The organism is Myroides sp. C6-3, from assembly GCF_050522425.1.
In the GTDB taxonomy this organism is placed as follows: Bacteria; Bacteroidota; Bacteroidia; order Flavobacteriales; family Flavobacteriaceae; genus Flavobacterium.
Window position 1 is genome coordinate 33635 of sequence record NZ_JBMVQP010000024.1, and the last position, 26852, is coordinate 60486.

Consider the following 26852-nt stretch of genomic DNA (forward strand, 5'->3'; position numbering starts at 1 on the left):
ATAAAAAAAAAGAAGTTAATCGTGTAAATATTTTTTATTCACACGCGTTGAAGCGATATAAGAAGCGATAAAGCCCAAAATAAAGATAGAGCCAAACACAACAAATACATCGCTGATATTAAACTCTACGGGGTAAGGAAATCCAGGACGAATGAGAATAACACCCCAATATTCCTGAATCAGGATACAGATCATCCCCAAGACAATCCCAACAAGACCACCAACTGTACTAATAATCATTCCCTGTAACAAGAAAATGCGTTTGAGCTGTTTTAAAGATACCCCCAAATCATTTAGGGTTTTAATATTCATCTTCTTTTCGAGGATAATCATCAATAAGGCCCCAACTAAGTTAAACAGCGCAATAATCACCACTAATAAAAAGATAAAATACACCACGGCGTTTTCGGTATTCAACATGCGATATAAACTATCATTCATTTGAATTCGATTTTTTAAAACAACCGTATCACCGAGTACTTCTTGAATAAAAGAAACCGCTTGTTTTTCACTCACATCCTTGTTCAGTGCAAATTCTAAATTAGTGTATTCCTTTTCGGATAGACTGAGTAAGTGCTGAGCTAGATCAACATTACAGAATACGTATTTACTATCAACATCCTCATTTCGAGAGGAATAAATCCCAACAGGATGCAAGTATGTGCGTATAAAAGCATCTTCTGGGTTACTGACAACGCCTTCTCCTGGTCTTATAGACAACGCTTGAAGACTGTGTTCAATATCAAATAACCCCATAGATAAAAGATAAGCCATCCCCATTCCGGCGACAACCTCATCTGAATCGGGAGCAATCCACTGTCCCAATTCTACTTTTTCGGGAAACTGACTCACTTTTGAAAAATCGTCATCTACCCCTTTAAGTATAGCAACGGTTTGCTTTTCATTATAAGTAAAAAGCAAACGGTCTTCTACTACACGAGCAACTCCCGAAAACAATTGGGATTGCTTTATTTTTTCATATTGTGCATCCGATACAACAAACGTTTTTCCCTGCTTACTAAACGCTTTTAAGGCGGGATCAAGCTCGTTTGTAAAGGACAAACTAAAGGAGCGAAGACCACTAAACACAGCTAACACAATTAACATCGCCATAGCACTTACAACAATACCTATAGAGGCAATTGCTGTAATGACGTTAATTGCTTTGCTCTTGCTCTTACTAAAAGCGTAGCGTTTGGCTATGTAAAAGGCTATCTTCACTCGTTTATTTTTTCTTTCTCTTCGCTAATAAATCAGGGTTAGCAATTGGATTTTCATCCCCTTTTAGTGCTTTGTCAATTTGGTCGATATACTCCAAACTATCGTCTACGTAGAACATCAAGTCTGGCACCTTACGCATTTGATTTTTTACACGTTGCGATAAGTCGTGCTTAATGAGTGGCGCGTTCGACTGAATAGCCTTCAATAATTCTCCCCCACGTTCAGCAGGAAAGATACTCAAAAACACTTTTGCGATTGATAAATCTGAGGTAATGTGTACTTTAGAAACTGAAATAATCAAATTGCTTATTCCGTTCTTGCGCACTTCTCCTTGTAATATATCTACGAGGTCACTTTGCAGAAGCGCACCCATCTTCTTTTGTCTATTTGTCTCCATGCTGCAAAAATACAATTTTTTGGATAGCAATTTTTTTATATTTTAGGAAGAATATAGATCCCTGGTTAACAAGCCTTCTACAGCTGAAAAAGGAAGAGTTTTCAAAGCCATTTAATTCGGTTATCCCACCTCCTTTCCGCATTTGTAAATCGATCAAAATAAGAGCGAAAGTTAAAAAGAGACTGAGAACGAAAAAGTTATCAATTATCGGTTAGGGGTTAGGAATTGAGATAGGGTAAAATATTCATTTTTTGATTTTATTTCTTGCAAAAACCAATAATACGCTGTAATATTGCATCCGCTAATCGTCAATTTGACTGGTCCTATAACTCAGCTGGTTAGAGTAGCTGACTCATAATCAGCAAGTCCCTGGTTCGAGCCCAGGTGGGACCACAATCAAAATTTACAGTCAAATCGACCGGTCCTATAACTCAGCTGGTTAGAGTAGCTGACTCATAATCAGCAAGTCCCTGGTTCGAGCCCAGGTGGGACCACAATCAAAATTTACAGTCAAATCGACCGGTCCTATAACTCAGCTGGTTAGAGTAGCTGACTCATAATCAGCAAGTCCCTGGTTCGAGCCCAGGTGGGACCACAAAAGAACCCCTCATTACCTTGGTAATGAGGGGTTTATTTTTTTTAGGGGGGTTGATTAGGGGACATACTACCTATCTTTTACTATGCTTCTTTTTCATTTGCTTAGAAGATTTCTGCAGATATCTTTGATTTTGCATACCAATCATCAACAATCCATCAATCTTTTGCTTCTCACTATCGTTCTGCTCATAAATACGTAGATACGAAATCACAAGTTTTCTAAGAATTCTATAACCTAAAGAATACCTACCAAAATCTTTAATTAATATATCTATTTGTTTAATAGGTACAGTTGGGGTATACTCCAAATAATTACCTAAAAATAATAATTCACCATACTGAGTAGTTTTCTCTGCTTTAATAGTCTCGAAAGCAGGCTCTAACTCTTTTGTCGCAATAGAATAACAAATTTTTGAAATAATTGAAGAACTAGTCAAGTATATTAAGTTAAATAGTATCTTTTGAGCTATGTGATTTCTATCATATACAGAAAGATGATTATTTACATCTATTACATCTAAGATCTTTTGTTCAAAGTTATTCTTATCCTCAAAAATAAGATCATGGATAGCTGAGATATTTCGATTACCAAGATTATAAATAGTCTTAATCATACGAACCTTATCATCTTGTCTAAAAGAAGCATATCTATGCTTTAATATATTACCTAAAATTTCAATAATTTTAAAAGATTTATTAACGTTAGATATAAATCCTATAGAATCAAAAACCTCATTTTTAGAACCTTTGATCTCTTTAACATTATCAGTAGTAGAAGTCAATTGCTCAATTTTTTCATTTAGATTTCTATAATTATTATCCTTAAAATCTATAATTGTATTTTCTTTAAAAATCTCATCTGCACTTTCTAATATAAAATCTATAATTTTCTTAGATTTATTATGATGAGTTAGAAATAGAATAATATTAGCGGCCTCAGACTCATAGAGTTTTCCTGTTAAAATTTTAACTTCAGAATCTATATCAATTTCTTGATTATCAAAAGTATATACTTTACTTTCAAAATTATCCGAGAAATATTTTCCCAGAAAATAAAAATACAGGTATTGATACTTTAACTTAAAAAAACTATTCTCTTTAACTAAAATCTCTGTTTCTAAAAGAAAATTAATTGCTGTAGTAAAACTCAATTCAACCCCATAAACTTTTTTATATTCTATATGAAACTTCATTATTTCATCCTCAGTTATTAATTGGTTCTTATTTACAAAATACAAATAACCACAGAATTCACTTAAATAAGAATAGTACTTATCTATCTCTTTTGTTCCTCCTTTTTGATTCATAGATGTTTTAATAAGAACATCGTAATAATGACCGATAGTTCCTTCTTTCAACTCATGAGTTATTGAAAGTTCATTTGCCTGTAGAATTGTTAATATAAACAATGGATAACTAGGAACTAGATTTTTACCTAAAATAGAGTTTACAAGTTTTATAGCGGAATAAACAGCTGACTTATAATTCTCCCCTGTAATAAGATCCTTAGTTAAATCATACCATTTTAATATAAGCTGTTTTCGCTTATTGTCATCTAACGAAAGAATTTTATAAACTGACAAATCTATCAACTGGTTAATAAATAACTCTTGAAAAGTAACAAGTTCATCCCAAACTATACAGTAATTATATCTACTAAATAACTCATTAAACTCTTTACTATGAGATGTTACAAGTGCTTCATTTTTATATAGATTATCTATGATAAGATAAATCTTATAAGTATCAAAAACTTCATAGAATTCACAATCATATTGATTACGATATTGACGCTCAATAAACTGTTGCAGGCTTTCTTTTTTTGTTAATTCTTCAAAATCCAAATAAACAACACAATTATCTTTAATTTTATTAATGCGTTTATAAATAACCTTACATAGAGTAGTTTTACCTGATAAATCCTCTCCTATAAGACACATATTATGACTATTAAAACCATAATCGTTTAGAACAATATCAAAATCCATTTGAACACTTTGATTTTGTTCTTCATCTTGCAATCCAATTTTCTCAATATTTGGAACGACAAACAAATCTTCTAGATTTATTCTAGTAGACGATTGATTAGTAAAATTAGCGCCTATATCATTTAAAAAGTCTTTAAAAATATTACTCACATTAATTTCTGTTTTCCTTAAAACTACTCCTTCTGTGTTAATAAAAAACTCTTTTTTTCCAGTTGGAGTCTGATCATCAGTAGAATCATAAAAACTAAATGTAGAACTATTAAATAATCTCACATTAACACTATATTTAATCCCGTCAAATTCAATAATTTTATATCCACAAGAGTATTTCAAAGATCCTTCTGTATCATACTTAAGTGTTTTACACGTAGACTCAAAAATTTTATGTTTCCCAAAATCAGTTAAACTTGTTTTATCCTCATGAACATGTCCAAAAAGTGCTAAATGATAATTATAATTAACTAGACCTTCGACATCACTTCTCTCTATTTCATTCAAATAATACAAATAATGATGACATATAAAGATTCTATAATCACAATCTTCAAGTTGGTTAATAGAGTTTTCAATCTGTTTACGGCCTAATAATAAATGATCCTTATCGTTATGTCCTACACAAAACAAAGCAGAATTTGCACATGTTATTCCTACCTTTCTAGAACCTAAATTAATAATCATATTGTCGTAATAATCATTATTAATCCAGTCATCGTATGAAGAAAAGCACATATTCTTAAACTTTTTGTAACTCGTAAAATGCTTGATTATAGATTCTCTTGTTGAAAACTCATTGAAAAACTCTTCTTTATACTCTTTATCTTCTTTACATCTGTCGATATTAGATGTAAAAACAAATTTATCAACTAGTTTTCTATCTATATCATGATTTCCAGGCACTATAAATAATCTATTTTTTAAAATAGGAAATTGTTCAAGTACTCTATCTATAAATTTAATTTTAAATGTTCTTAACCCCTGGTCTACACCTCCGAACCCTTTTCCCCCCATGTTAATCAAATCTCCATTAATAACCAAAATAGTATTCTCATCAACACTATTATTAGATACTAAATCCTCAATAAATCGTTTATAAACTTTAATATTCTGATAATCATTTGTATTGTCAAAATGAAGATCACCAACTTGAATTACTTTTATCATACTTTTTTTATTAAATCAATATATAAAGAGTTATTACTCAAAAGCTTTTTATAGCGAAAGATACAAACTATTTAAATTAGTTAAAACAAATTAAACACTATGCTAATATTATAAAATAATTCAAACAAATAACACTTCTTAAATAATACAAATATTAACTACATTTGCATTAGAAAACATTACGAACAAGCGTAATCTATCGTTATTGGTTTATCAGAAATTGCGACCTTCAGATGACAGCCAACATAGCGATAGACTTACGCCCGTGCCTTATATTGGCGTGGGCTGAGTCTGTCTGGCTGTTGGGTTGTCGCAAACCTCTGATAAGGACATGATCTTAGTTTCACGCCTTTTTTTTAACCACCAACCAAGGCATTATGAAAACAAAAGAATATTACTCAGTTTTAGTTCCACTAATCAACTTAATTTTAACAGGAAGTAAAGAAGTCGTCATTGAAGATGAATGTATCAAATTATCTGAAGGGTACTTTTTATCTATGGAAGAGTATGCTCAAGCAAAACAAAGTACACATTTCTACCAATGTATTCATGAATTTTTAGAATCTCTAACACAGCAACAAAGAGTAGATATTGTCAAAATCATTGCTGAGAATGATGTGTTAGTAACTGCAGCTTTATTAACTGATCTAATAGAGTCCAAAAAGCCTGTTAATACTAATAAAGATAACGAAGCTGAATTTAATAAAATGATGTTTGAATTCTTAAGTGGTATCAATACTGATTCAGTAATTTACAGAGCGCTTTATATGTATATAGAAAACCTACATAGAGTAGAAGTAGTGGTAGATTATATTTCTGAAATTGAATACGATAAAGTATTAAATTTTAATAAACAAGCTAGGACTAATGAGGATATTTTGAATATGTTTGTGTGAAATAATTTATAAGTAGTATGAAAGACCCTATTAATAAAGATGTAACTGATTTAGATCTGAAAGAAATATTTGAACAAATTAAAGTTTTAAATAGTGCTTTAAATCAATTGGGGCTTGATATATTTAATGAGGAAACCAAATATAAACGGTTGTCTAAAATTAGTCATTTTGTTTTTGCAATTATTCATAGAGCAATTGAGTTAAATCGTGGATTTCTAACGTTAAGCGAATCCAATAATTGGATTACTGCAGTAAGCTTGATAAGATTACAGGCTGATAACTGTATGAGGTTTCACGCTTTAAATTTAGTAGAAGATAAGGTGTTTTTTTATAATCAGGTTACATCAGGAGTTTCTATTAGAGATATTAAAGATTCCAAAGGCAACAAAATGTGGGATGGTTATTTAGCAACTGAATTAGACAAGTTGTTTCCTTTTTTTAAAACTATATATAATAACACTAGTGGATTAATACATTTTTCTGAAGAACATATCAAAATTGGAAGTGATTTGTATGAGAACAAAGATAACCCAGATAAAGATTTTCTACTTTATATTAGATTTTCGGAATCGAGAGAGTTTCCGATTTATGAAAAAGTTGATTATGCTTTTAATATGCATCAATTAGGAAAACTTCTTTATCAATTAATTCATGATTATAAGATAGTTGTAATTAAAATAATGAAACAAATAGAAAAAGGATCTAAATAGATCGCTTTCTCTTCCTTCTACGATTATCTACAGGGCTTTGTCCACTGCCACCCACATACTGCAGAGCTTGAGACATAGAAGAAACAAAGCGAACAAGTTGAAAAGAATTATCAATTAATCCAATCGAGAAAGATTCATTTCCTTTCTCGATTGAATTACCTTGAAGCATTTGGTCAATTACCTTATCTGAAAAACCTTGCTCTTTACAGTTTCGTATAAAATGATTGTTATTTTCCTTTTGTTGTTGATTATATTGGTACTTTTCTTTATTTAGCTGTTCCCAATCTTTTGCAGTACCATTTTTAAACTGCTTTTTATAGTCAAATTGTTCTTCACGCTGACGTTGATATAAAAACTTCTCATCAAAAGCTTTCTCTGTACTTGTATAAAAATCAATACGTACAAATCCACCTTTTACAGCACCTTTATTCGTGTTTTGATGGTTAGTCATAGGCGAGAGCTTTAATCGCCCATCAGCACTCTTGCGAGACACTAAGATGTGAATGTGTAGATTGCCTTCATCCTTGTTTGTTTGGCGTTCGTGATGTATTTTAGCAAAGTACATTATATCCTCAGCATTTAGCCCTTTATTGAAGTTCCCAGCATATTGCTGCATCACTCCGTGACGAATATAGTCCTTTAGCTTTTCAGATTGCTCTTCTGGCGTCTTGCCTAAATGTTGTAATTCCTTTTGACTTGGACTAACTGTTATCATAAAGAATTTAGCTTCATCTCTACATAATTTCTTTTTGTTGTTATCTATCGCTTCAATAATTACATTGCTTTTGATTGCATCGTCAGTATGCGAGAAAAAAGGTTCTACTTTTTGTCCTTTTTTTATACGATCTAAATCTTCGTGTTCTAAATAACTAACAAGCGAAGAACAACTTCCGCTATTAGCATATTTCCCATTTCCACCACCTTGTATTTTTATGTGCATAAGTATATTTTTATAGTGAAAAGCCTTTTTTATTTTTAATTTCTTCAAGATGATCTACAGTGTTTTCTTGAAAAGATTTAAGCTCAGTTAGGATTTTATTAGTCTGTTCTTGGTTACTTTTTTTAAGGATTTCTAAGAGTTGATTTAGTAAATCCATTACTCTTAATTCATTCAAATCTTTCTTAGTAGCTAGGGTAGATATACTATTTTGCATTCTGTTTTCAGTAGCTAAAATTGCTTCTAACGCAGGTCGAGTGTAATCTTTTTCATGTGTTTTGATAAAGGCAAATAATTGATTAATTCGTTTAGTTATCTTTTCCAATTCAGTTTTAGGAGCATGATGTGTCTTCGGATTTATACCATTGATTTCAATGTAATTCAATATAATACCTATAAAGTCTTTTTTAGGTATTGAATATGCTTTACATAGTTCTGTTAATCGTTGATTATCAGATACTGATAAAGCTACAGTTGTAGTTTCTTTTTCATTCTTAGTTTTCATGAAGTATTGATGTAAATATATTTGACATTAATGGTTATGTATTGAATTACAATGGTTTAAATAGGGAAGGGACATAATAATTATATTTTAAATATAATTTACGAGAACGATTAAATTATTAATCACTTGATTTTTAATTGATTGCAACAATTAAAACAAGATGAACAGGGCTCTGCCCCGTTCCCTCTTGCTAGTCCCTACCGTCCTTACTTTGTGGAGATACAATCGTTCAAATCTTTGTGATTAGGATATAAGTATCTTCCATCCTTTACACGATTAGGAAAAGTATTTTGCACTTTTTCAGTTGCTTTGTTTCCAGCATCGTCATTATCAAAACAGCAAATAACTACATCATACTTTAATTCCTTGTACAAAACATTATTTATACTTTTGTCCATATGTACATTGATACATTTGTCACTTTCCCCATTTGTACATTTATACAAATAATTATTAGACTCTTTAATTAAAACATTATTTAATGTCCCAACCGAATTTAATATCAAGAAGTCATAACATTTTTCAGCACTAGGGTATAATGTTAGGAAGCTCAAAAAATCGCTCCACGATTCAAATAATACAATTTGATTACTGTTATTATTAAAGTAAGAAGGTGCTTTGGTTCCTAAACACATTTTTAAGTATTTGTTTCGGATCTCATATCCTTCAGAGTCATTTTTAAAACCTATTCCATAATAAGACTTATTGTTTAGACTGTAATAAACTTCTACGCAGTAATTTTTAGCAATTTTAAGACTGATGCACCTATTTTGGATATAGTTGATTAATTGAGTATTCGTTAGTGGCTTAATCACTCTTATTTCGTAATTCTTTTCTTTTTCAATAGCATTATCATTAAAAATGGGCTGGTGAAAAGAAAAAGATTCGTTGTCTAAAATCTGTAAAGCTTCTTTTAAATCACATTTATAAAATGCCATTATAAAGTCTAAAACATTACCACCTTTACCAGCTCCGTGATCAAACCAAATATTTTTATTTATATCAATTTTGAAAGATGCTGTACTTTCATTTCTAAACGGACTTATATACCAAACTTCCCGATTGTTCTGCTTGATTTTTTTAGCTCCAATTTTATCTATAATAGAAACTAAACTTATCTTTTTTGCTTCACTACATGTCATAATTCTGAGCGACTTAAATTTTAGTGTATTTTTGATGACCTGATGACAGAATCTTTTAATTTATTGATAATTAATAAAATACGTTGTCATCAAATTGTCATCAATCATCAAACCTGTTTAAAAAACTGTCATCAAAATAAATTTGATGACAGTTTGATGACGATTTTGATGACGGTTAACTTATTGAAATTAAACAACATATGCTACCTATCATCATTATCATCAAAATATTGGATAATTTTACTCAACTCAATTTTATAATAGCGTCCAATCCTATCAAATTTTACTAGTTCTCCATTTGAATCATATTTGTAACCCGAATATTTATAGGAGTTATCTGATGGCATAAATCCCCAATTTTTGAAGATTTTTTTAATATCATTTGATTTAATGTTACTTCTCTTATTAATTTTTGTAATGAGTGTAAAAGTTTCTAGAGGGGCAAGACATATTACTTTATCACCAAATCTATCTGTAAGTTCTTCTAATAAATCAAGTACTTCTTGCTCTAGTTTATTTTTTTCGGAGTTCATTAGTTTTATAAGTGCATCAGTACGTATTTGCTCAGGTGTAAACCACATACGTGTTTTCTTAGTTGTAGAATAGGGTATTGTATGTAGATAATTTAGGAAGTCTGGGATTTCTTTAAAGAGTAAGTCTAAGAAATCGGGATTCTTTTCTATCTGTGGAATTTTGCGTACCCAAAAACGTATTTCTTCTCTATCTATCTTCATAAACGAATCCTCAAAATTACTCGTCATTACAAACTTGTAAAAAGATTCTACTTCTTCTTTATCTCTACCTTTTCTTTCAATCTTATTTCTGTCAGCAGTACTTAAAAACTTGATGCGTTCTGTGATTTGTTGATTATCAGTAACGACTTCATCTATAAGTACTAATAATTTACCATCTAAATCTGAATTAAAATTATTTACAAAAGATTCTGCATTGATGTAAGTTGCATTAAATGAAAAGATCTTTCTTAAGTATTTAAGCATTGTTGATTTACCTGTTTCTCTAGCTTTAGAAACTAATACAAGCACAGGTAAAACTTGAGTAGGGTATTCCAATAGAATTTTAAAATAGTCAAGACCTAAGTGGTATTGCTCTCCGAAAATATGGCGTATAAAATCTAAGGTGTATTTTAGTTTTCTTTCTAAGAAAGTTAAGTCGTCATTACATCTTTGTATTTGGTAATCAATAGGATGATAAATATTGTAGAAGTCAGCTATCTCTCTGCTGTAATTGATATGTTGCGGAATACAACAGAAACCGTAATATTTCTTAATAGTAGAAACAAAGTCTTTTCCAAAATCATTTACAATAGTTTCCTTGTTCCAAGGAAGCATAATCTTTTCAGTTGTTTTGTTGAGTGTAGGTCGTTCGATAATGGCATAATAAGCCGTGCCTACTCGAAGAAATTCGGCAGAATCTAAGTTCATAATAAATAATAGATTATAATCCTTATATTTGCACTATAAGGATTTGATTAAAAAATAAAATTCTAAGCGTTTGATTTTTTGAAGGAAGCAAACGCTTTTTTTATGGATTTAAAAGATGTTGATTTTTTAAAGCAATTTGAATTAATTGCTTACGAGAGAAGATAGGTCGTCCGTCAATTTCATAATAAGGAATTTTTCCTTTATTCTTCCAATTGATAATAGTTTGAACCGTTCTGTCAAACATATTAGCCACCTCTTGCTGAGACATACGATCATCTCCTGTAGGGAAAAAAGTATTCGCTAATACCTCTTGAGATTGATTAGACATACTCTCACATTTTTCATTTAAAACATTTGTACTCATTTGAATTGATTTTAGAACATTTGAACACCGCAAATATGAAAACTAAAGATTTAAAAAGCAGTACACATCAATACACTCCACTATCAACAAACACCTTATCATATTGATTTTGAATACCAATAGCCCAATCATTAATATACTCATTGTCTTTATTGAAACTTATATTACTTATAACTTCCCGTGTCAATAAGTCTTTGATAGTACCTTCTTTTAAAGAATTTTCTCCAAAATACATTGATAATATCTTTGGTACATTAGTAGGAACCTTAGATAATAAATCTCCATTTTTAAAGTATAAAAAGACTGCTATTATATAATTTAAAATCTGTCTATCTTCTTTTACTAAGCGATTTAAAACCATATGAGCATGTCCTAATTCAAAACGGTCATAACAAGAAATCTTCTCTGTACAATTTGACCAAAAGAGTAAAAACACATTTGTATTTTTAAACTCAAACTGATCTTTACATACTAACTTAAAGAACTCAAATAGTACATATTCCACATATTGAACATCAGTGCAATCATTTTTTACATTGATAAAATATTTTTCATCAAGCATATCCATTGGTGACACTTCTAAAAAATATTCCTTAAAATTTGCAAGATTTCTGATTTCAGAAAAGCTCGAATAAATTAAATTATTTTGTGAGAATATATCAGCACTTTGATAATTAAAACTATCTATCATAGGAATATGCTCCAAACCTAATCTTGCTTGTAAATCATCCATAACAGTATGCATTATAAAAACAACTTCGTCGTAGTCTTTATATTGCTTCACATACTGACTTATATAATTCTTAAACAGATTCATTGCTATTTGCTTCTCATAAATAAAAAAGTAACTAAAAGCATCTCTTACATTAAGAGGAGTCATTACCTGTTTCTGAAGAATTGCCATAGTTTGTAATATTTCTATATCAATGCTATTGATATAATTAGATACATTAATAATTCTTGAAGTATTAAGTAGTTTGTTCTTCTCTCCTAATAAATAAGCTAAATACTCTGTTTTTGAAAGGCTTACTTTTGCCTTTTTTATTGGATTAAAAGAATTTTTCTCTACTAATAGACTAAAATCATATTTTTTAAAAACACAAGTATACTTAGTCAAATTAGATTTTAATGAAATCTGAAATTGTAACTCACATAATTCCTTAAGATTAAAATATTGTATTATTTCGAGATACAAATCATCTTCTGTTATTCCATCATTAGTTTCTAAATATTCTACTACTTGAGTACTGTATGATTTTAAAACAAGTTGGAATTTATTTATATTTTCTTTTTCACTAGCAAAAAAGAATTCTTTAATCATATTTATAAGCTTTCCCATTTACTCAGTTCTTTTTGTTTAAATGATTCTCCAACATGCACATACCTTCTAAAGCTTCTTTCATCTTTATGATTGGTCGTACTCTTAATTACTCGTTCGGAAATTCCTAAAATGATACTATTAGTGATAAATGTCTTTCTTCCTACATGTGAAGTAATTACATCACACTTTCTTACTTCTGTATCTATTCTATTAGCACCTATGTAACGAGTTAATCTTATCTTATCTGTAATTCCAACTTCCTCACAGCATTCTTTAAGTCTCTCATTCAATTTCTGAGAAGTGATTCTTGGTACAGGGCTATAAGGAGTGTCTTTATATTTCTCTAGTATCTCTTTTGCATATGATATTAAATATACCTGGTGATGAACTGTCTTAGTCTTAACAACAGTATAATTCAGATAATCTTCAACTATATTACAATCTCTAAGAGAATAGATATCACTATGCCTCTGCCCTGTAAAACAAAGGAAGCAAAACATATCACGAGCTCTTTCCATAGATCTGTTTTCAAAATTATGATTATAAAGTTTCATCAATTCATCCATAGTCAAAAACACAACTTCTATTTCATTATCAACTCTTTTAATCTTTTTAAATTCTAAGCTGTTATGATACCCTCTATTAAATGCCCATTGCATAAATGCTTTTAATGTAGCTACTAACTTTCCGTAATAGTTATTCAATGTTTTACGCTCAACAAAACAGTATTCCATAAAAGCCTCCTCAAAACGAAAATCTATAGTATCAAAACGCATAACATACTTGGAAGATGTGGCAAAATCAATAAAGAACGCTTTTACGGAGTTATATTTAGTTATAGTTGACTTAGCCTTAGAAACAGTAGAAACTTTAATATACTCACTAAAAGCATCAAAAAAACGGATAGATACACTAACTGTCTCTAACTTATATTTTTCCTCAAACATTTTCTCTGTAAAAGGAATGGAGTTAAATCTAAAAAAATCGAAGATATGTTCTACTTTATTAATGGTATTAGTAAGTATAGCATTATACTCTTTGTAGTCCAAATACAGTTCATTATCATCTCTCTTGATATTACGAATTTGATTAATCTCAGCATCCCAATCATCGAGTTTTGTCTTGACGCTTATGTTTTTTCTTATCCTAACTTTTGGAGCAGTAACAACTAAGCGAATAGGAACCATACCTTCTTTATCGATCTTATCTTTTCTCAGCTCGAAATAGTACTTCATTATTATTGTTTTTTAAGGGGGCTTGCCAAGGGGGCAACGCTTTTGCATAAAAAAACAGGAGCTTTTCCTATTTTTAATTTTCATCGATCAAAATCTTAAAAACATACTCTAAAAATCCATTTTTTACGAAGGGGCAAATTAGGGGTTAGAAATATGATTAAAATGAATTCAAATCAGTTCAAACGAATTAAAATAAACCATATTAAACTGATTATCAATAGGTAAAACTATATAAAAACGAATTAAAAAACAAAACAAGTTCAGGTGGGACCACAAAATAACCCCTTCAACAGATATTGAAGGGGTTTTGCTTTTTTTGCCGTTTGTGTCAACAATTCACAATCTTCTATTCCTGCTTCTATATATTCAATATTCAACATACTCTTTATATCTACGTTCTATTCAAGTTCTATTTTCATCTATAATTCTTGTCATGCCCCCTACCGCCGCTTAAATAACTTATGCTTCAAATGAGAAAATAAAACCATTACGAGCATAAACCCCATACAGATTAGATTAAAGACAAGATTGACAATAACACCTAGGATCAGCACTACTTTTTCTCCCCAATAGTTTTTCATTTATTCCCATCATTTATTTCCATTATTTATTCCCAAAGCAACAGCAACAAAACAGCCGTAACAAACAAGATTAAAGCCGAAAGCAAAGCAAGACCTACTGCCTTCCAGTTTGAATAGAATCTCTTGTTATTCTCTTTATGTAGTCGCAATACATCTCCCTGTTTTACTTCTACTATCCACCCCGCTATACCCGCAAAGATGGCAGGAAAAATATAATTGGGAATTCGATCAACCCATTCTACAGGGAGCAGCAAGAGCCCAACTACCAAAACAAGAGTAGACACAATACCCAAGACGAGCGCCTGTTGTGCTTTTTGTTCCTCTGCTAAAGCGCGATAATTGGCTCGAATTAAATATCCCGCAATTAAAGGTCCTCCTAAAAAAGTTGCAATGCGAATTGCATTGACTGAATAAAACTTACTTTCGTAGGTTGTGTTTTCTTGTTCTATCATTATTGTGGTCCATTCAGGGAAATAAACATCGCTATTTCCAATTTGTTTTCCTTTTAAAAAGCATCGACATCTTACTATAAGTAGCAGAAAATAAAAATATGTATTCTTTATTAAACATTATACTTAATGAGAAACAAAAGTAAACTTATAAAAAAACCTCTTCAACAATGCATTGAAAAGGCTTCATCTATACGGGATGTGATCCTTTACTTCTTTTGATACATAGCTGGAGTAATGACATATTTTGTTACAAATTCTCCTTTCTTATCCTTGTAATAGTAACTAATCGTCACTTCAGCCTCACGCATTTCTTTCATATCCGGATTTGTTTTTGCATTTTCCAACAGCGTTGGAAACAGTGTCTCTTCTACTACGTCCATGTTCAACTGTGCCTTTTCGTAATTGATAAGGGTATAGTTGTATTGAAACGTCTTATTCGGCATAGCTACCGTGTTATCCAATCGGATATCTTGATCAATCACCATGGGACAGTTCTTATTGATTTCCGAAGCGACAATACTCAATTTTTGATCAATTGCAACGGAAGATTTCGAAAAATAATTGACAGCAAAACCCACAACGGCTACTCCAATAACGATTCCCAACAAAACACCTAAATTTATCTTCTTTGCTTTTTTAGGTAATTGACTATCTGTTTCCTTGGAAGTCAGGTCAACACTAGGTTCTACTTCAATTTCCGGAAGTTGATAGCCACAACTTGAACAATACTTAGACGTTGTTCCATTCTCTGTTTGGCAATTTTGACATACATTTTTCATCTGTGAAATTTATTTTTGGTTTGTTTTAGCAATTCCCACAAGTAGTATGCTATACACTGACATTCCCTTTGGTTAATTTAACGGTCAAATTTAACAGTTTACTCCCATATCCACCAAACAATAATACGTGTAACGCAATAAAAAAAGCCCAACAAACAAAAGTTCATTGAGCTTTACATAATATAGTTTGATTGGTTTTTGTGCTATTTCACAAGTTCTCTTTCGCGAAGCAAGGTTTTCATCTCGTTCTCTACTTTATACTTTTTAGTCCAGATACAGTCACTATTGTATTCATATTCAAACACTTCTTTTTCTATAACAGGTCGACGTGGCGGTGTTCTATCTTTCTTCTTTCGCTTTGCTTTGGTATACGTTGGAGCAATAATCGTCCTTGTATTAACCTCTACAACATTATCACACGAATCGTATTTGTAGGTACTTGTTTTTATTTTCTTTTCGCCTTGGTCGAAAAAAGTAGTTTTCTCTAGGCGAATAGAACCACTTTCATTATAAGCTCTTACCGTACTAAACCCACGTTCATATTCTTCCGAATACTCTCGAGAGGTAACCAACATAGGGCGTCCTTTGACAAATTTAGTATACGTATGTTCACCATCATCTACCATAGCTCCTTTTTCATCGTAAGTAAAAGTACTTTGATACACGACTTCTCTAACTTGACCGCGATCGGCATCGTACATTAGAACTTCTTGATACACGCGTCCTTTGTCATCATAGAAAACATCAAACAACTTACCTAACTCATCTTTGTAATACAAACGATAGCTTTTAATTTTGCCGTCCTTTAGTTCATACTCGATACGATCATTAGGAAACACACTTTGCGCATCTTTTTCAAAAAAATGGTCGTATTGCTTCCATTTTGGATTTGCATCGATTCGATCTAGTGCCATTTGAGCAAATGCACCCGTACTCATCGTTAACAATAGCAAGGTAAAAATAACTGGCTTTTTCATTGTGTTTTAGTGGTTTTGTTGTACATTTTCCCGAATTGGGTTACGCAAAGTAGAAAAAAAACCAACCAATACAAAAAATAAAACCAACGAATACGAAAAATTAACTTAAAAAGAATTTTTCATCTGGATTTTACACCACAAAATGAAGGTATTACAATAATTCAACCTTTAATTGCCCGTTTTCCACCCAAAGTTTCACTTCAACCGACAAAGGCACTCGCCGCCCTAAATTGAGTGCTAAGCGTTGTGTCTCATTATTCGCATAATGAAACTTTGTTTCCACGCGAAAATCGATCAATTCATTTACAAAAACATAGCGAACTTCTAAGTCTCCGTTAGGAAGTTGATCGAGCCAATAAAGCTGCGTAACACTTCCTGGTTTAGTTGGACTAAAATCTTCAAAGTAACTTTTTATTTCAAGAAAAAGTCCTCCTTTTTCTACATTATTCACTTGAATTGAGTCTCTTATAGCATACCCAACGCTCTCCGCCCCTTTACTTTCACGCTGCTGCGCACACAGGGTTGGAGTTAAAAAAAAGATAAAAATAACCACACTTACAAATCGCAAATGATCATAAAAATATCTAAAAATCAAATTTTGGCACAATAATTGAATAAAACGCATATATAGCTTTTTATCATAAATAAAGACAAATTAAATAATAATTAAAAATATAAAAAAACACCTTATGCGGGTAAAAACGAGTAAAAATTCACAAAAAATAAATCAGAAAACACACCATAAATAGAGATTCCACGTTTAACTAGTAGTAGAAACCAATCGAATTAAAGGTTAATATTCTCTAAAAAGAAAAATAAAGTAGTCCTAGACGCTTTGAATTAATATTTTAAAAAAAATTAACTAATTTTAATAAAGATATGTTTAATTTTGTAAACAATTATAATCTGTAAAAAGAACCAAAACACAAGTTGAAGTGGCGGAGTAGAAAACGCGCTTACTGATGTTTTTAAACAGAGGATGGATGAAAGTAAAATACGAGCGACAGTCCCTATTTTATTTACTCCTACTACGAAAGGAAAAAGATTATTTTGTACTAAATTTGCAATCGAAGAAACAAAGAAAAAAATGAAAAAGATCATCTCATTATCAATCCTATTCTTATCTATGTCAATGACATATGCACAAAAAAAACCTGTGTTATTAACGGGGAACGACATTATTATGTATAAGGATATTGAAGTTCTTCTTGAAAATAAAGGAGAGCTAGGTTTAAATCAAAAGCAAGAAGCCTCTTTTGTTGTTAAAAATGAATACATTAAAAGAGATTTACAAGCTTTAAACGACAGAACAGACATGTTGCCTGTTGAGAAAAAAGAAACAGAGAAAAAAATAAAAGCTGGTTATCAATTATTCATACAACGCACCTTAACCAAAGATCAAATGGATATTTGGGCACAGAAAAAAGTTGAATACGATCAAACCAATAACATTGACAAAGGCTTAAAAGAGGATTTAAAAGACTTGAATGAGTTGTACAAACTTGAGCAAAAAGAAATCTATCGTAAATATGGAATGGATAGAAAAATATATGCAGCTCAAAAAACGGCAATTCGAAAAAAATACGATACAGATCGCCTAAAACTAACAGAATATTACAATGCTACTGGAGAGGACAACGATGTAATGTCTTTAGAAGAGATCGCTAACTTGGTTAAAGAGTTTGACGATTACTACAGCGGTGAAAACGAAACTAACCCGTTAAAATATTTGAACATTAGAAATAGTTCAGAAAATGAAACGGAAGTAGAACAAGAAAACTATACCGAAGAATACGAAGAAGAATAAACAACGTCTCGTGATAAAAACAGCAGTAAACAATGTTTACTGCTGTTTTGCGTTCACCCTCTTTGTATGTCCGTTTTAATTACACACTTAGAAGGGCAACCAACAATATAACAGCTATACAAAAGACAGAAAAAGTAATAACCTTTTTTAAAATGTCCGAATTACACCAAAATACAGCATTTTAAAACCGTTGCATTTCAGTATTTTTACTTTACTTTGCATAAAAATTATCTTATGTCATACATATCAAGAGTTTTAAGTGGAAAATGCCCAAACTGTGGCAAGGAAGATTTATTCTATGATAAGGGGAATCCCGTTACCATGCGCATGCCGAAAATGACGAAAGAATGCTCACATTGTCATTATAATTTCCATAGAGAAACAGGTTTTTACTTTGGAGGCATGTATGTAAGCTATGGACTTACAGTTGCAGAAATGTGTGCTGTAATGGTGTTGAGACTAATTATCAATGCTATATTTGACGTGCATATCACTCTACTTCAAACCTTTATCGCCATTGTTGTTGTCTTACTATTATGTTGGACATTTAACTACAGATTATCGCGCATCATTTGGTTAAACATATTTTATAAAAAAGAATAGTTTCTTTCAAAAAGTTAGTTATCTTTGCACCACTTGAAACAAAAACGGGTGTAGTTCAAGGGTAGAATAGCGGTCTCCAAAACCGTTGATGGGGGTTCGAATCCCTCCACCCGTGCAAAAAAGTCTTTACAAATTGTAAGGACTTTTTTTATTTATATTGATTTTGATTTCTGTTTGAAAATTATTGTTACAAAAACGATCAACCCTATGTAGGACGTTCAACGATAACCGATCCCTGATTACTGATATCGCTTAAAAAATTCTTTTGGTGTTTCTCCCACTCGTTTTTTAAATAACTTAGAGAAGTAAGAATAATCATCATACCCCAACATAGAAGCAATATCATTCAACGGATGATCTGTGTAAATCATCATTCGCTTTGCCTCTAAAACGACGCGATCCAAAATAATATCCGTAGTTGTTTGATTGACCATTGTTTTACATACGCGATTCAAGTGCTTTTGTGTCATATTCATCCAACTCGCATACACCGCCGCAGATTTCTCCTCCGCAAAGTGTTTTTCGATTAGCTCTTCAAATAGCTGAAGATGGGTCGCATATAAATTATTTTGAATTGTTTTAAAGGTTTCTCCTCCCAATAAGATGCGATTGGTTTCAATGTAAAACAACAAGGTTAAACTGACGAGTTGCTGATTGCGCTTCCATTGCTCTTGGCGAACTTCTTGAACCATTCGCTTTAATACAAAAGCCAAAACATCGGTATCTCTTTCATTTAACATCACGTGATTGGGATAAAAGGCAGATCGAAAAACAGGATAATCGCGCAGCGATTCTTTCAACAGGTATAAGTCTAAGAAATTTTGCGTGTGAAAGAAGATAAACCCCTCAATGTCATCTGAAAGCTCCCAGCTGTGTGTTTGCCCTGGTGCCAGCATAAAAGCAGAACCAGGCTTTACGTGATACCGATTAAAGTCAATCTCGTGAATCCCCTCGCCTTTGGTAAATAAGATCCCCACATAAAAATTATGCTTATGTGGTCGTTCGATATGACTGTGGTTATCAAGCAAATGCTGTGACAGCGTATTCGCATAAAAGTCTGTCTGTAAGTTATTATGCGTCAGATCATTAATTTGTAAAATAGCGATTTCATCCATATCCTCCCCTTTTGCAACAAAAGTAACAAGAAATCTAACGTAGCCCAATATAATTAACTATCTTACAAGAACTTTCATTTTAATTGATTAAGAATTGCATAAGCAAATTTTATTTTCAAACTTTGTTACTCAATCTAAAAACCAATTGCTCTAATGAAAAAAGCAATACTCGTTATAGGTACTATTACCTTACTAGCGTCTGCTTGTACCCAACAACAGTCGTCCCAAAATTTAGAATCACTAGATAAGAAATCAGCAAGAGAAGTTACGTTAAAAACGGTTTCTGTTGGTGATAGTATCTATCATATAACCGCTCAAACAATTTGGGTTAATGGTCAAATGATACAACAAAAAGTAGACACAATTACGACCGCTAAGAACATCAATGACTGGGGAGCATCTCAACCCACTAGTTTAGAAAAAATTCCAATTTACGTAACAGTAGAATAGTATGAAAAAAAGTAGTAAAGCCGTTTCTTTAGTTTTGATTACAGCAACTTTAGCTTCATGTTCTAAACCTACGGAAACGAAAGAAGAACAACAACGCGTCTTTATGCGTGCAGATAGTAGTGCTCCTTACACAGAAGTAACGGATCAATACCAACAGCAACGTAGTGGAGGTGGCATGGGAATGGGAAGTGCGCTGCTTTGGTATATGGCTTTTCGCCCCATGATGGGAGGAGGTATGGGCTATACAAGTCCTGGTATTTCCCCTCAATCCAATGTAGGTACAAACGCTTCTAAAGCAGATGCGTACAAAAAGCAAACAGCACGTGGTGGCTTTGGTAATACATCAAAAAGCAACACAGCTTCTTCTTAATTGAAATTCATGCAGATAAAACAACTAACACCACAGTCCAACTGGAAACACCGATTGGAAGAGCAGGGTTTTGGCTATCATACGGATGAAAACAATGTTCCGTATTGGATGGAAGATTACTACTATAGCATCTCGGAAAACATGGCAGATGAAATCTATGCTGCAACAGCAGATCTATGGCAAATGTGCCTGGAAGCAGTGGATTATGTCATCTCCAATAAACAATATGACCAATTTCAAATTCCCTTGTTTTTCCACGAACATATTGAACGCTCTTGGGAAAATGATGAATTGAGTATCTATGGTCGTTTCGATTTTGTATATGACGCTGTTCAACAACAGCTCAAGGTATTGGAGTTTAATGCGGACACCCCTACTTCACTCTATGAAACAGGTGTTGTTCAATGGCAATGGATGAATACCTACTTTGGCACTTCTAAAGATCAATTTAACTCCGTACACGATCGATTAATTGAATCCTGGAAAGATGCGAAAGCCTATCTAAAAGGCAGTACACTTCATTTTTCTTGTATGCGAGAAACCTTAGAAGATCTCACCAATATCGAATACTTACGCGATTGTGCCATACAAGCGGGAATCAACACCAAACTCATCTTCATTGACGACATTGGTTGGGATGGAGAAACGTTCACCGATTTAGAGGATGAAGTAATCACAGATATCTTTAAGCTCTATCCTTGGGAATGGCTCATTTACGAGCCCTTTGCACTCCATATTCCCAATGATATGGCGCAAGCGCAATGGATTGAGCCTTCTTGGAAAATGATACTTTCAAACAAAGCTATACTGCCTATTCTATGGCAATTGTACCCCAACCACCCACTCTTACTCGAATCGTATTTTGACGAGCCAAAAGGCATGCAAAATTTCGTCAAGAAACCACTATTATCCCGTGAAGGAGCCAATGTAACCCTTTATCTCGATAATCAAATTGTTGAGGCTACCAAAGGAGATTATGGAGACGAGGGATATGTTTGTCAAGCCTTAGCCCATATCCCTAACCTAGGTAAAGGGTACTTCATTATTGGTAGTTGGCTCATTGGACAAGAACCTTGTGGAATTACTTTCCGAGAAAGTGATAGACGAATTACGACAGATAAAAGTAGATTTGTACCTCACCTTATTGAATAATAGCATACAAGCCTAATGCATATAATTAGGCTTTTTTAATATAGATCGCCCATGACACCCGATTTTATCTACGACCAAACTTTTGAAAATATCGCGCTAGAGCCGCACAGTATTTCTTTTAAAGAATATGAAAATTGTAAATTTATCAACTGTGATTTCACCGCTTGTTCCTTTCTATCCACGCTATTTATTGATTGCGACTTTAAAAATTGCAATTTCAAAAATGCAGAGATAAACTATGTCGGACTAAGAAATTGCCACTTCCAAATGTGCAATTTTACTCACGTCAATTTCACCATGATGGATCAAACTATTTTTGAGTTTTCTTTTACAGACTGTACGCTTGAATTCACTTTGTTCTATGGCTTAAACTTAAAGAAAACAGCGTTCATCAATTGTAGTCTGATCAGTGCGGATTTTATGGAAGCGGATTTATCTCAAGTCTTGTTTGACAATTGCAATTTATACCGCGCCATTTTTACCAAAGCCAAAGCTGAAAAAGCAGATTTTTATACCAGTTATAATTTTGATATCGATCCCGACTCAACGAAGTTGAAAAATGCCATCTTTGCGAAAGAGGGGCTGGAAGGACTCCTCCGAAAACATCAATTGATTTTAAAGTAATTACCAAAATAAAATGTACCTTTAAGTGATAACTTATGGGATCGCATTATGCATTTGAAAAAGAAATATAAAATTATCCTGTTCATTCTTGTTCTAGGAGTTGTACTCTATGGCTCAAGTCAATGGATCATCAATACTCTTATCAATCGATACCTACCAAGCATTATAGCGGAGAAAAACGATTCTCCTTATAACCTAACCTATGAAACGGTTCACTACGCATTAGCGGAACGTAAATTGACGGTAAAGAAGATTAAAATTCAACCTAAAGCAACCACGCCCGTAGATTCCATTTCTTATATCAAGGGGCGTGTCAACCAAATAGACATTCAACAAGTTGGGATTTGGGAGCTGATTAAAAGACATCATCTTACGGCCCAAGGGATTGCAATCATTCAACCTGACATTCAAGTATATGAGCGTCAAATGGAGCAAGATACCACAGCCAAAGCACCACTACAATTTATATCCGCCATTGATATTAAATCGATTGTTGTAAAACAAGCCCATGTGGTGATACAACAAGCAGAACAAAACCTGCGTTTACACGAAGTACACAACTTTAATGCAAAGCTCAAAGGGATTCACTTTGGTGTAGAAACCCAAGACAAACCCCTTCCCTTTACCTATAAAGATTACACTATTTCCTGCGACTCTGTTACTAGTTTAGTTTCAGATGCGCAACAATTGAACATTCGCGGTATTGAGATTAATACACATCAAATCAGCACAAAACGCCTTTCCTTACTCCCGTTGACCGCTTCTAAGGCGAAGGCAGACTTACCACATCGACTTGTAACAATAGATGCACCATCCTTACTACTAAAAGGCACCGACTGGGGGTATAAGAATCAAGCGGATTTCTATCTCCACATTGATCAAATACAAACACCACTTGTCGACGTAAAAGTAGAAGCGAATCCGTTATCAACCCAAAAGAAAGAAACTAAAACGGCGGTCAACGCTAAACTATTGCCGTTTGATTTGACTATTCAAGCCATCGATATAGACAGTACCCGCGTCAACTCTTTAGATGAATGGTTCGTGAACCGCGGTAGCTTGCACCTCAAACGCATATCAAACCAAGTCAAAGAGGAATTGCATATTGGATCGATCAAAGCCAAGCAACCTGAATTGTACTTTCACCAGTCAAATCAAAAGCAAAAACAAAAAGCAAAAACACAAAAAGTAGACGTCTTCTTTGACGATTTAGTACAGATTGACACCCTATCGCTCCAACAGGGAAATTTTACCTCTACGAGAGGAAAAGATCACACGATTGTAGTACAAACCAAGAGAATTCACGCCTCTTTCGAAAATATTCTCCTCGATGCTCAAACTTTACCCAACAAAATCCCAGTGCAATACAAGGGGATTTCTTTTGCTGCAGAGGAGATCCAATGGAACATTGGACCGTTCTACGACATTAAGATCGGTAAACTTCAAGGGAAGAACACCGCTTTAACCTGCAGTGATTTTGAATTGATTCCCAAATATAACCGCAAAAAGATGGTCAGTATGTTTAAGTATGCAGATGACATATTTACCCTACAAACCAAGTCTATTACCTTATCCAATTACAGCTGGGGATTTGATGCTCAAGACGTCTTTTTCCTCCATGCGGATAACGCTCGATTGGAGCAAATCAACGCCAATATATTTCGCGATAAAACACCTCCTTTCAATAGGAGTATTAAACCGTTGTTCAGCAAAAAACTGCGAGATATTCCCTTTACTTTAGGTATACAAAAAGTACAGCTTGTCAATTCAACACTAGAGTATGAAGAATATGACGCTAAGGCGATTGCTCCCGGTAAACTGACGTTTGGCAACTTCAACGCGGAAATTCAAAACCTATATAGTGGTTATCAACGGACACAAGTACCTAGAACAACAATAGCTGTAGATGCACGCTTTATGAATGCCGCACCTCTACATGTGGATTGGTCTTTTAATATACTCGATAAAAACGATGCATTCCGCATCAGTGGAACCATCCAAAATTTTCCTGCAACTGCCATGCAGCCATTTTTACAACCCTATGTCAAAGCTTCTACGGAAGGAAACTTAGATCTTGTACGATTCAACTTTTCAGGAGACAATCAAGTCGCAATGGGAACATTTGCCATGAACTATCACGATCTCAAAGTTACCCTGTACCGGAAAAACGGAGAAAAAAAGAGAAAAGTCCTCTCCAAAGTCGGCAATTGGTTGATTCACAAAAATACAGCAGGAGAGTTAAAAGAGGTCAATATAAAAAAAGTAAATCGCATAGAAGAGAAGTCTTTTTTCAATTACCTTTGGCTATGTATTTTACAAGGATTAAAACAAACCATTTTATAATACGAAACAAAATGAAAACAGTTTTTATAACAGGTGCTTCTTCGGGTATTGGACAAGCAACTGCAAAAGCACTCGCTTCGAATCATCGCTTAATTTTATGTGGACGCAGAAAAGAGCGATTAGAAGCATTAGCACAAGAGCTTCAATCCCTTACAGACACTCATATTTTAACGTTTGATGTTCGCGATAAATCAGCCGTTTTTCAAGCCGTTGATTCGCTACCTGAAGCATGGAGAAAAATCGATATTTTAATTAATAATGCAGGTAATGCACACGGACTTTCTTCTTTCCAAGAAGCAGACATCGAAGATTTAGAAGCCATGATTGATATCAATGTCAAAGGATTAATCTACGTAACGAAAGCCGTTCTACCACTACTACTTCAACACAACCAAGGCGGACACATCGTCAACCTATCCTCTATTGCTGGGAAAGAAACCTATGCCAATGGTGCAGTATATTGTGCTTCGAAAGCTGCTGTAGAATCTATTTCTAAAGGGCTGCGCATCGATCTCAACAGCAAAGGAATAAAAGTAACCAATGTAGCACCTGGAGCTGTGGAAACTGAATTCTCTATGATCCGTTTTAAAGGTGATCAAGCTAAAGCAGATCAAGTATATAACGGATACGACCCACTACTCGCAGACGATATTGCACAGGCTATCGCTTATGCGATCAATCAACCTGAGCATGTACAACTAGCCGATATGACTATCTTTCCAAAAGCACAAGCTAGTGGAACGACATTCAATAAAAAATAGGGCAAACAACAAGACATGAATTTTGTTATGAAACACTTTTTTGCAATTAGCTTCCTTATTGGGCTATATTGCACCTCTAGTTCTCCTCTTCATGCCAACGAAGGAAAAGCGTCTTGGAAAGAACATCTCCTTCCGTTAATGGAAGCCACAAAAGACACCGTCTTCATTGATCTTAAAAACGATCCAGACTTTAAATTTTCTAATAATTTGCGTTGGTTCCAAGATCCTGAACGTTCTCTTTTTGGAATAAAAACAAAAACAGGCGAGCTGTTTATCGAACCTTTGTTTCACCAAATCGAATCCTTTGTAGAAAATATCTCCATCGTCACTTTTGAAGGTTTTCAAGGTGCAATCAACGATAAAGGCGAAATCGTGATTCCTTATATCTATGAAGAATTACAAACAAGTAGCGAAGATCGAATTGCCTTTTACGAAGGCGGATTGTGGGGCTTCTTCTCCACAACAGGAGATAAAGTTATTCCCGCCACCTATGAATTTGTTGGCAATTTCTCTGAAGGCCTAGCCCTCGCCTCAAAAGATAACCTATTTGGCTACATCAATAAGGCAGGCAAAGTAATGATCCCTTTTCAATACGAATACGCCAGTAACTTTGAAAATGGACAAGCACAGGTCGAAGTTAAATTTCGCTCTTTTACCATTAATAAAAAGGGAATGAAAATATCGAATTAGTGAACGGTTAACAGTGAACGGTTTAAATTTTCTGAATAGATCAATAGTACTTTAATCGAAAACCTTCACAAAGCACAAACCGAACAAAGCACAAACCGAACAAAGCACAAACCGAACAAAGCACAAACCGAACAAAGCACAAACCGAACAAAGCACAAACCGAACAAAGCACAAACCGAACAAAGCACAAACCGAACAAAGCACAAACCGAACAAAGCACAAACCGAACAAA

26 protein-coding genes and 4 tRNA genes are annotated in these 26852 nt (G+C 33.2%); 15 read left to right on the plus strand and 15 right to left on the minus strand.

The genetic code is table 11. The features are described 5' to 3' along the window. Positions 1-15: 15 nt before the first annotated feature. Together ACPDG9_RS10940 and rbfA are read right to left on the minus strand one after the other, a co-directional pair. Positions 16-1221, minus strand: coding sequence for an ABC transporter permease (locus ACPDG9_RS10940; protein WP_430527794.1), 1206 nt, complete (start codon positions 1219-1221; stop codon positions 16-18). Positions 1222-1225: 4 nt separating this feature from the next. Further along, on the minus strand, positions 1226-1618 hold the full coding sequence (rbfA, locus tag ACPDG9_RS10945) for a 30S ribosome-binding factor RbfA (protein ID WP_430527795.1): 393 nt from the start codon (positions 1616-1618) through the stop codon (positions 1226-1228). Positions 1619-1937: 319 nt separating this feature from the next. Here rbfA and ACPDG9_RS10950 point away from each other — a divergent pair. From ACPDG9_RS10950 to ACPDG9_RS10960, 3 genes are all read left to right on the plus strand, one after another. Further along, positions 1938-2011, plus strand: a tRNA-Ile gene (locus ACPDG9_RS10950). Positions 2012-2038: 27 nt separating this feature from the next. Continuing rightward, positions 2039-2112, plus strand: a tRNA-Ile gene (locus tag ACPDG9_RS10955). Positions 2113-2139: 27 nt separating this feature from the next. Then, positions 2140-2213: transfer RNA gene (locus ACPDG9_RS10960), tRNA-Ile, on the plus strand. A gap of 73 nt (positions 2214-2286) precedes the next feature. Here ACPDG9_RS10960 and ACPDG9_RS10965 read toward each other — a convergent pair. Further along, a complete protein-coding gene (locus ACPDG9_RS10965) occupies positions 2287-5364 on the minus strand; it encodes a metallophosphoesterase (protein WP_430527796.1) in 3078 nt (1025 codons plus the stop codon). Between the two features lie 377 nt (positions 5365-5741). On the opposite strand from ACPDG9_RS10965, the gene ACPDG9_RS10970 reads away from it, so the two are divergent. Then, the gene (locus ACPDG9_RS10970) at positions 5742-6260 is read left to right on the plus strand and encodes a hypothetical protein (RefSeq protein WP_430527797.1); all 519 of its coding nucleotides are present in this window, start codon (positions 5742-5744) and stop codon (positions 6258-6260) included. A gap of 17 nt (positions 6261-6277) precedes the next feature. Next, on the plus strand, positions 6278-6970 hold the full coding sequence (locus ACPDG9_RS10975; RefSeq protein ID WP_430527798.1) for a hypothetical protein: 693 nt from the start codon (positions 6278-6280) through the stop codon (positions 6968-6970). Here ACPDG9_RS10975 and ACPDG9_RS10980 read toward each other — a convergent pair. From ACPDG9_RS10980 to ACPDG9_RS11030, 11 genes are all read right to left on the minus strand, one after another. Further along, a complete protein-coding gene (locus ACPDG9_RS10980; RefSeq protein ID WP_430527799.1) occupies positions 6963-7958 on the minus strand; it encodes a DUF5712 family protein in 996 nt (331 codons plus the stop codon). The genes ACPDG9_RS10975 and ACPDG9_RS10980 overlap by 8 nt on opposite strands. Beyond that, positions 7921-8412 carry a BfmA/BtgA family mobilization protein gene (locus ACPDG9_RS10985; RefSeq protein WP_430527800.1) on the minus strand — a complete coding sequence of 164 codons (492 nt, stop codon included), beginning with the start codon at positions 8410-8412 and terminating at the stop codon, positions 7921-7923. Before ACPDG9_RS10985 ends, ACPDG9_RS10980 begins: the two co-directional genes overlap by 38 nt. Positions 8413-8618: 206 nt before the next feature. Next, positions 8619-9554: a toprim domain-containing protein gene (locus ACPDG9_RS10990; RefSeq protein WP_430527801.1), complete on the minus strand. Its 936-nt coding sequence runs from the start codon at positions 9552-9554 to the stop codon at positions 8619-8621. 203 nt (positions 9555-9757) lie between these two features. Next, positions 9758-10996 (minus strand): primase-helicase family protein, encoded by a 1239-nt coding sequence (locus ACPDG9_RS10995; RefSeq protein WP_430527802.1) that lies wholly within the window; start codon positions 10994-10996, stop codon positions 9758-9760. 100 nt (positions 10997-11096) lie between these two features. Beyond that, a complete protein-coding gene (locus tag ACPDG9_RS11000; RefSeq protein WP_160339287.1) occupies positions 11097-11360 on the minus strand; it encodes a helix-turn-helix domain-containing protein in 264 nt (87 codons plus the stop codon). Positions 11361-11427: 67 nt separating this feature from the next. Further along, positions 11428-12699: a hypothetical protein gene (locus tag ACPDG9_RS11005; RefSeq protein WP_430527803.1), complete on the minus strand. Its 1272-nt coding sequence runs from the start codon at positions 12697-12699 to the stop codon at positions 11428-11430. Continuing rightward, positions 12684-13916: a tyrosine-type recombinase/integrase gene (locus ACPDG9_RS11010; RefSeq protein ID WP_430527804.1), complete on the minus strand. Its 1233-nt coding sequence runs from the start codon at positions 13914-13916 to the stop codon at positions 12684-12686. Before ACPDG9_RS11010 ends, ACPDG9_RS11005 begins: the two co-directional genes overlap by 16 nt. 607 nt (positions 13917-14523) lie before the next feature. Then, complete coding sequence (locus ACPDG9_RS11015; RefSeq protein WP_430527805.1) at positions 14524-14949, minus strand: hypothetical protein; 426 nt, start codon at positions 14947-14949, stop codon at positions 14524-14526. Between the two features lie 206 nt (positions 14950-15155). Next, on the minus strand, positions 15156-15728 hold the full coding sequence (locus ACPDG9_RS11020; RefSeq protein WP_430527806.1) for a zinc-ribbon domain-containing protein: 573 nt from the start codon (positions 15726-15728) through the stop codon (positions 15156-15158). A gap of 203 nt (positions 15729-15931) precedes the next feature. Beyond that, complete coding sequence (locus tag ACPDG9_RS11025; RefSeq protein ID WP_430527807.1) at positions 15932-16705, minus strand: hypothetical protein; 774 nt, start codon at positions 16703-16705, stop codon at positions 15932-15934. A gap of 151 nt (positions 16706-16856) precedes the next feature. After that, entirely contained in the window at positions 16857-17330 is a 474-nt protein-coding gene (locus ACPDG9_RS11030) for a hypothetical protein (protein WP_430527808.1), read from the minus strand. A gap of 462 nt (positions 17331-17792) precedes the next feature. On the opposite strand from ACPDG9_RS11030, the gene ACPDG9_RS11035 reads away from it, so the two are divergent. The 3 genes from ACPDG9_RS11035 to ACPDG9_RS11045 all read left to right on the plus strand — a co-directional run bounded on the left by ACPDG9_RS11035 (position 17793) and on the right by ACPDG9_RS11045 (position 19230). Then, a complete protein-coding gene (locus ACPDG9_RS11035; RefSeq protein WP_430527809.1) occupies positions 17793-18512 on the plus strand; it encodes a hypothetical protein in 720 nt (239 codons plus the stop codon). A gap of 234 nt (positions 18513-18746) precedes the next feature. After that, the gene (locus ACPDG9_RS11040; RefSeq protein ID WP_430527810.1) at positions 18747-19115 is read left to right on the plus strand and encodes a DUF983 domain-containing protein; all 369 of its coding nucleotides are present in this window, start codon (positions 18747-18749) and stop codon (positions 19113-19115) included. 44 nt (positions 19116-19159) lie between these two features. Continuing rightward, positions 19160-19230: transfer RNA gene (locus ACPDG9_RS11045), tRNA-Trp, on the plus strand. 124 nt (positions 19231-19354) lie between these two features. Here ACPDG9_RS11045 and ACPDG9_RS11050 read toward each other — a convergent pair. Further along, positions 19355-20230, minus strand: coding sequence for a helix-turn-helix domain-containing protein (locus tag ACPDG9_RS11050; protein WP_430527811.1), 876 nt, complete (start codon positions 20228-20230; stop codon positions 19355-19357). A gap of 153 nt (positions 20231-20383) precedes the next feature. Between ACPDG9_RS11050 and ACPDG9_RS11055 the strand changes: the two genes are divergently transcribed. Genes ACPDG9_RS11055 through ACPDG9_RS11085 form a run of 7 tightly spaced genes read left to right on the plus strand, consistent with a single transcriptional unit; the run spans position 20384 to position 26620 of the window. After that, positions 20384-20680 (plus strand): hypothetical protein, encoded by a 297-nt coding sequence (locus ACPDG9_RS11055; RefSeq protein ID WP_430527812.1) that lies wholly within the window; start codon positions 20384-20386, stop codon positions 20678-20680. A gap of 1 nt (position 20681) precedes the next feature. Then, positions 20682-21050 carry a hypothetical protein gene (locus ACPDG9_RS11060; RefSeq protein ID WP_430527813.1) on the plus strand — a complete coding sequence of 123 codons (369 nt, stop codon included), beginning with the start codon at positions 20682-20684 and terminating at the stop codon, positions 21048-21050. A 9-nt stretch (positions 21051-21059) separates the two neighbouring features. Further along, positions 21060-22202, plus strand: coding sequence for a glutathionylspermidine synthase family protein (locus ACPDG9_RS11065; RefSeq protein WP_430527814.1), 1143 nt, complete (start codon positions 21060-21062; stop codon positions 22200-22202). Between the two features lie 51 nt (positions 22203-22253). Then, the gene (locus ACPDG9_RS11070; protein ID WP_430527815.1) at positions 22254-22826 is read left to right on the plus strand and encodes a pentapeptide repeat-containing protein; all 573 of its coding nucleotides are present in this window, start codon (positions 22254-22256) and stop codon (positions 22824-22826) included. Between the two features lie 48 nt (positions 22827-22874). Continuing rightward, a complete protein-coding gene (locus ACPDG9_RS11075; protein ID WP_430527816.1) occupies positions 22875-25169 on the plus strand; it encodes a hypothetical protein in 2295 nt (764 codons plus the stop codon). Between the two features lie 11 nt (positions 25170-25180). Continuing rightward, positions 25181-25930 carry an SDR family NAD(P)-dependent oxidoreductase gene (locus ACPDG9_RS11080; RefSeq protein ID WP_430527817.1) on the plus strand — a complete coding sequence of 250 codons (750 nt, stop codon included), beginning with the start codon at positions 25181-25183 and terminating at the stop codon, positions 25928-25930. A 27-nt stretch (positions 25931-25957) separates the two neighbouring features. Further along, positions 25958-26620 carry a WG repeat-containing protein gene (locus tag ACPDG9_RS11085; RefSeq protein ID WP_430527818.1) on the plus strand — a complete coding sequence of 221 codons (663 nt, stop codon included), beginning with the start codon at positions 25958-25960 and terminating at the stop codon, positions 26618-26620. Positions 26621-26852: the final 232 nt, after the last annotated feature.

Excerpts from the sequence above, each read along its gene's own strand:
- rbfA (WP_430527795.1), bottom strand. The coding sequence starts at position 1,618 with ATGGAGACAAATAGACAAAAGAAGATGGGTGCGCTTCTGCAAAGTGAC.
- ACPDG9_RS10965 (WP_430527796.1), bottom strand. The coding sequence starts at position 5,364 with ATGATAAAAGTAATTCAAGTTGGTGATCTTCATTTTGACAATACAAAT.
- ACPDG9_RS10970 (WP_430527797.1), top strand. The coding sequence starts at position 5,742 with ATGAAAACAAAAGAATATTACTCAGTTTTAGTTCCACTAATCAACTTA.
- ACPDG9_RS10975 (WP_430527798.1), top strand. The coding sequence starts at position 6,278 with ATGAAAGACCCTATTAATAAAGATGTAACTGATTTAGATCTGAAAGAA.
- ACPDG9_RS10985 (WP_430527800.1), bottom strand. The coding sequence starts at position 8,412 with ATGAAAACTAAGAATGAAAAAGAAACTACAACTGTAGCTTTATCAGTA.
- ACPDG9_RS10990 (WP_430527801.1), bottom strand. The coding sequence starts at position 9,554 with ATGACATGTAGTGAAGCAAAAAAGATAAGTTTAGTTTCTATTATAGAT.
- ACPDG9_RS10995 (WP_430527802.1), bottom strand. The coding sequence starts at position 10,996 with ATGAACTTAGATTCTGCCGAATTTCTTCGAGTAGGCACGGCTTATTAT.
- ACPDG9_RS11000 (WP_160339287.1), bottom strand. The coding sequence starts at position 11,360 with ATGAGTACAAATGTTTTAAATGAAAAATGTGAGAGTATGTCTAATCAA.
- ACPDG9_RS11005 (WP_430527803.1), bottom strand. The coding sequence starts at position 12,699 with ATGGGAAAGCTTATAAATATGATTAAAGAATTCTTTTTTGCTAGTGAA.
- ACPDG9_RS11010 (WP_430527804.1), bottom strand. The coding sequence starts at position 13,916 with ATGAAGTACTATTTCGAGCTGAGAAAAGATAAGATCGATAAAGAAGGT.
- ACPDG9_RS11015 (WP_430527805.1), bottom strand. The coding sequence starts at position 14,949 with ATGATAGAACAAGAAAACACAACCTACGAAAGTAAGTTTTATTCAGTC.
- ACPDG9_RS11020 (WP_430527806.1), bottom strand. The coding sequence starts at position 15,728 with ATGAAAAATGTATGTCAAAATTGCCAAACAGAGAATGGAACAACGTCT.
- ACPDG9_RS11025 (WP_430527807.1), bottom strand. The coding sequence starts at position 16,705 with ATGAAAAAGCCAGTTATTTTTACCTTGCTATTGTTAACGATGAGTACG.
- ACPDG9_RS11030 (WP_430527808.1), bottom strand. The coding sequence starts at position 17,330 with ATGCGTTTTATTCAATTATTGTGCCAAAATTTGATTTTTAGATATTTT.
- ACPDG9_RS11035 (WP_430527809.1), top strand. The coding sequence starts at position 17,793 with ATGAAAAAGATCATCTCATTATCAATCCTATTCTTATCTATGTCAATG.
- ACPDG9_RS11040 (WP_430527810.1), top strand. The coding sequence starts at position 18,747 with ATGTCATACATATCAAGAGTTTTAAGTGGAAAATGCCCAAACTGTGGC.
- ACPDG9_RS11050 (WP_430527811.1), bottom strand. The coding sequence starts at position 20,230 with ATGGATGAAATCGCTATTTTACAAATTAATGATCTGACGCATAATAAC.
- ACPDG9_RS11055 (WP_430527812.1), top strand. The coding sequence starts at position 20,384 with ATGAAAAAAGCAATACTCGTTATAGGTACTATTACCTTACTAGCGTCT.
- ACPDG9_RS11060 (WP_430527813.1), top strand. The coding sequence starts at position 20,682 with ATGAAAAAAAGTAGTAAAGCCGTTTCTTTAGTTTTGATTACAGCAACT.
- ACPDG9_RS11065 (WP_430527814.1), top strand. The coding sequence starts at position 21,060 with ATGCAGATAAAACAACTAACACCACAGTCCAACTGGAAACACCGATTG.
- ACPDG9_RS11070 (WP_430527815.1), top strand. The coding sequence starts at position 22,254 with ATGACACCCGATTTTATCTACGACCAAACTTTTGAAAATATCGCGCTA.
- ACPDG9_RS11075 (WP_430527816.1), top strand. The coding sequence starts at position 22,875 with ATGCATTTGAAAAAGAAATATAAAATTATCCTGTTCATTCTTGTTCTA.
- ACPDG9_RS11080 (WP_430527817.1), top strand. The coding sequence starts at position 25,181 with ATGAAAACAGTTTTTATAACAGGTGCTTCTTCGGGTATTGGACAAGCA.
- ACPDG9_RS11085 (WP_430527818.1), top strand. The coding sequence starts at position 25,958 with ATGAAACACTTTTTTGCAATTAGCTTCCTTATTGGGCTATATTGCACC.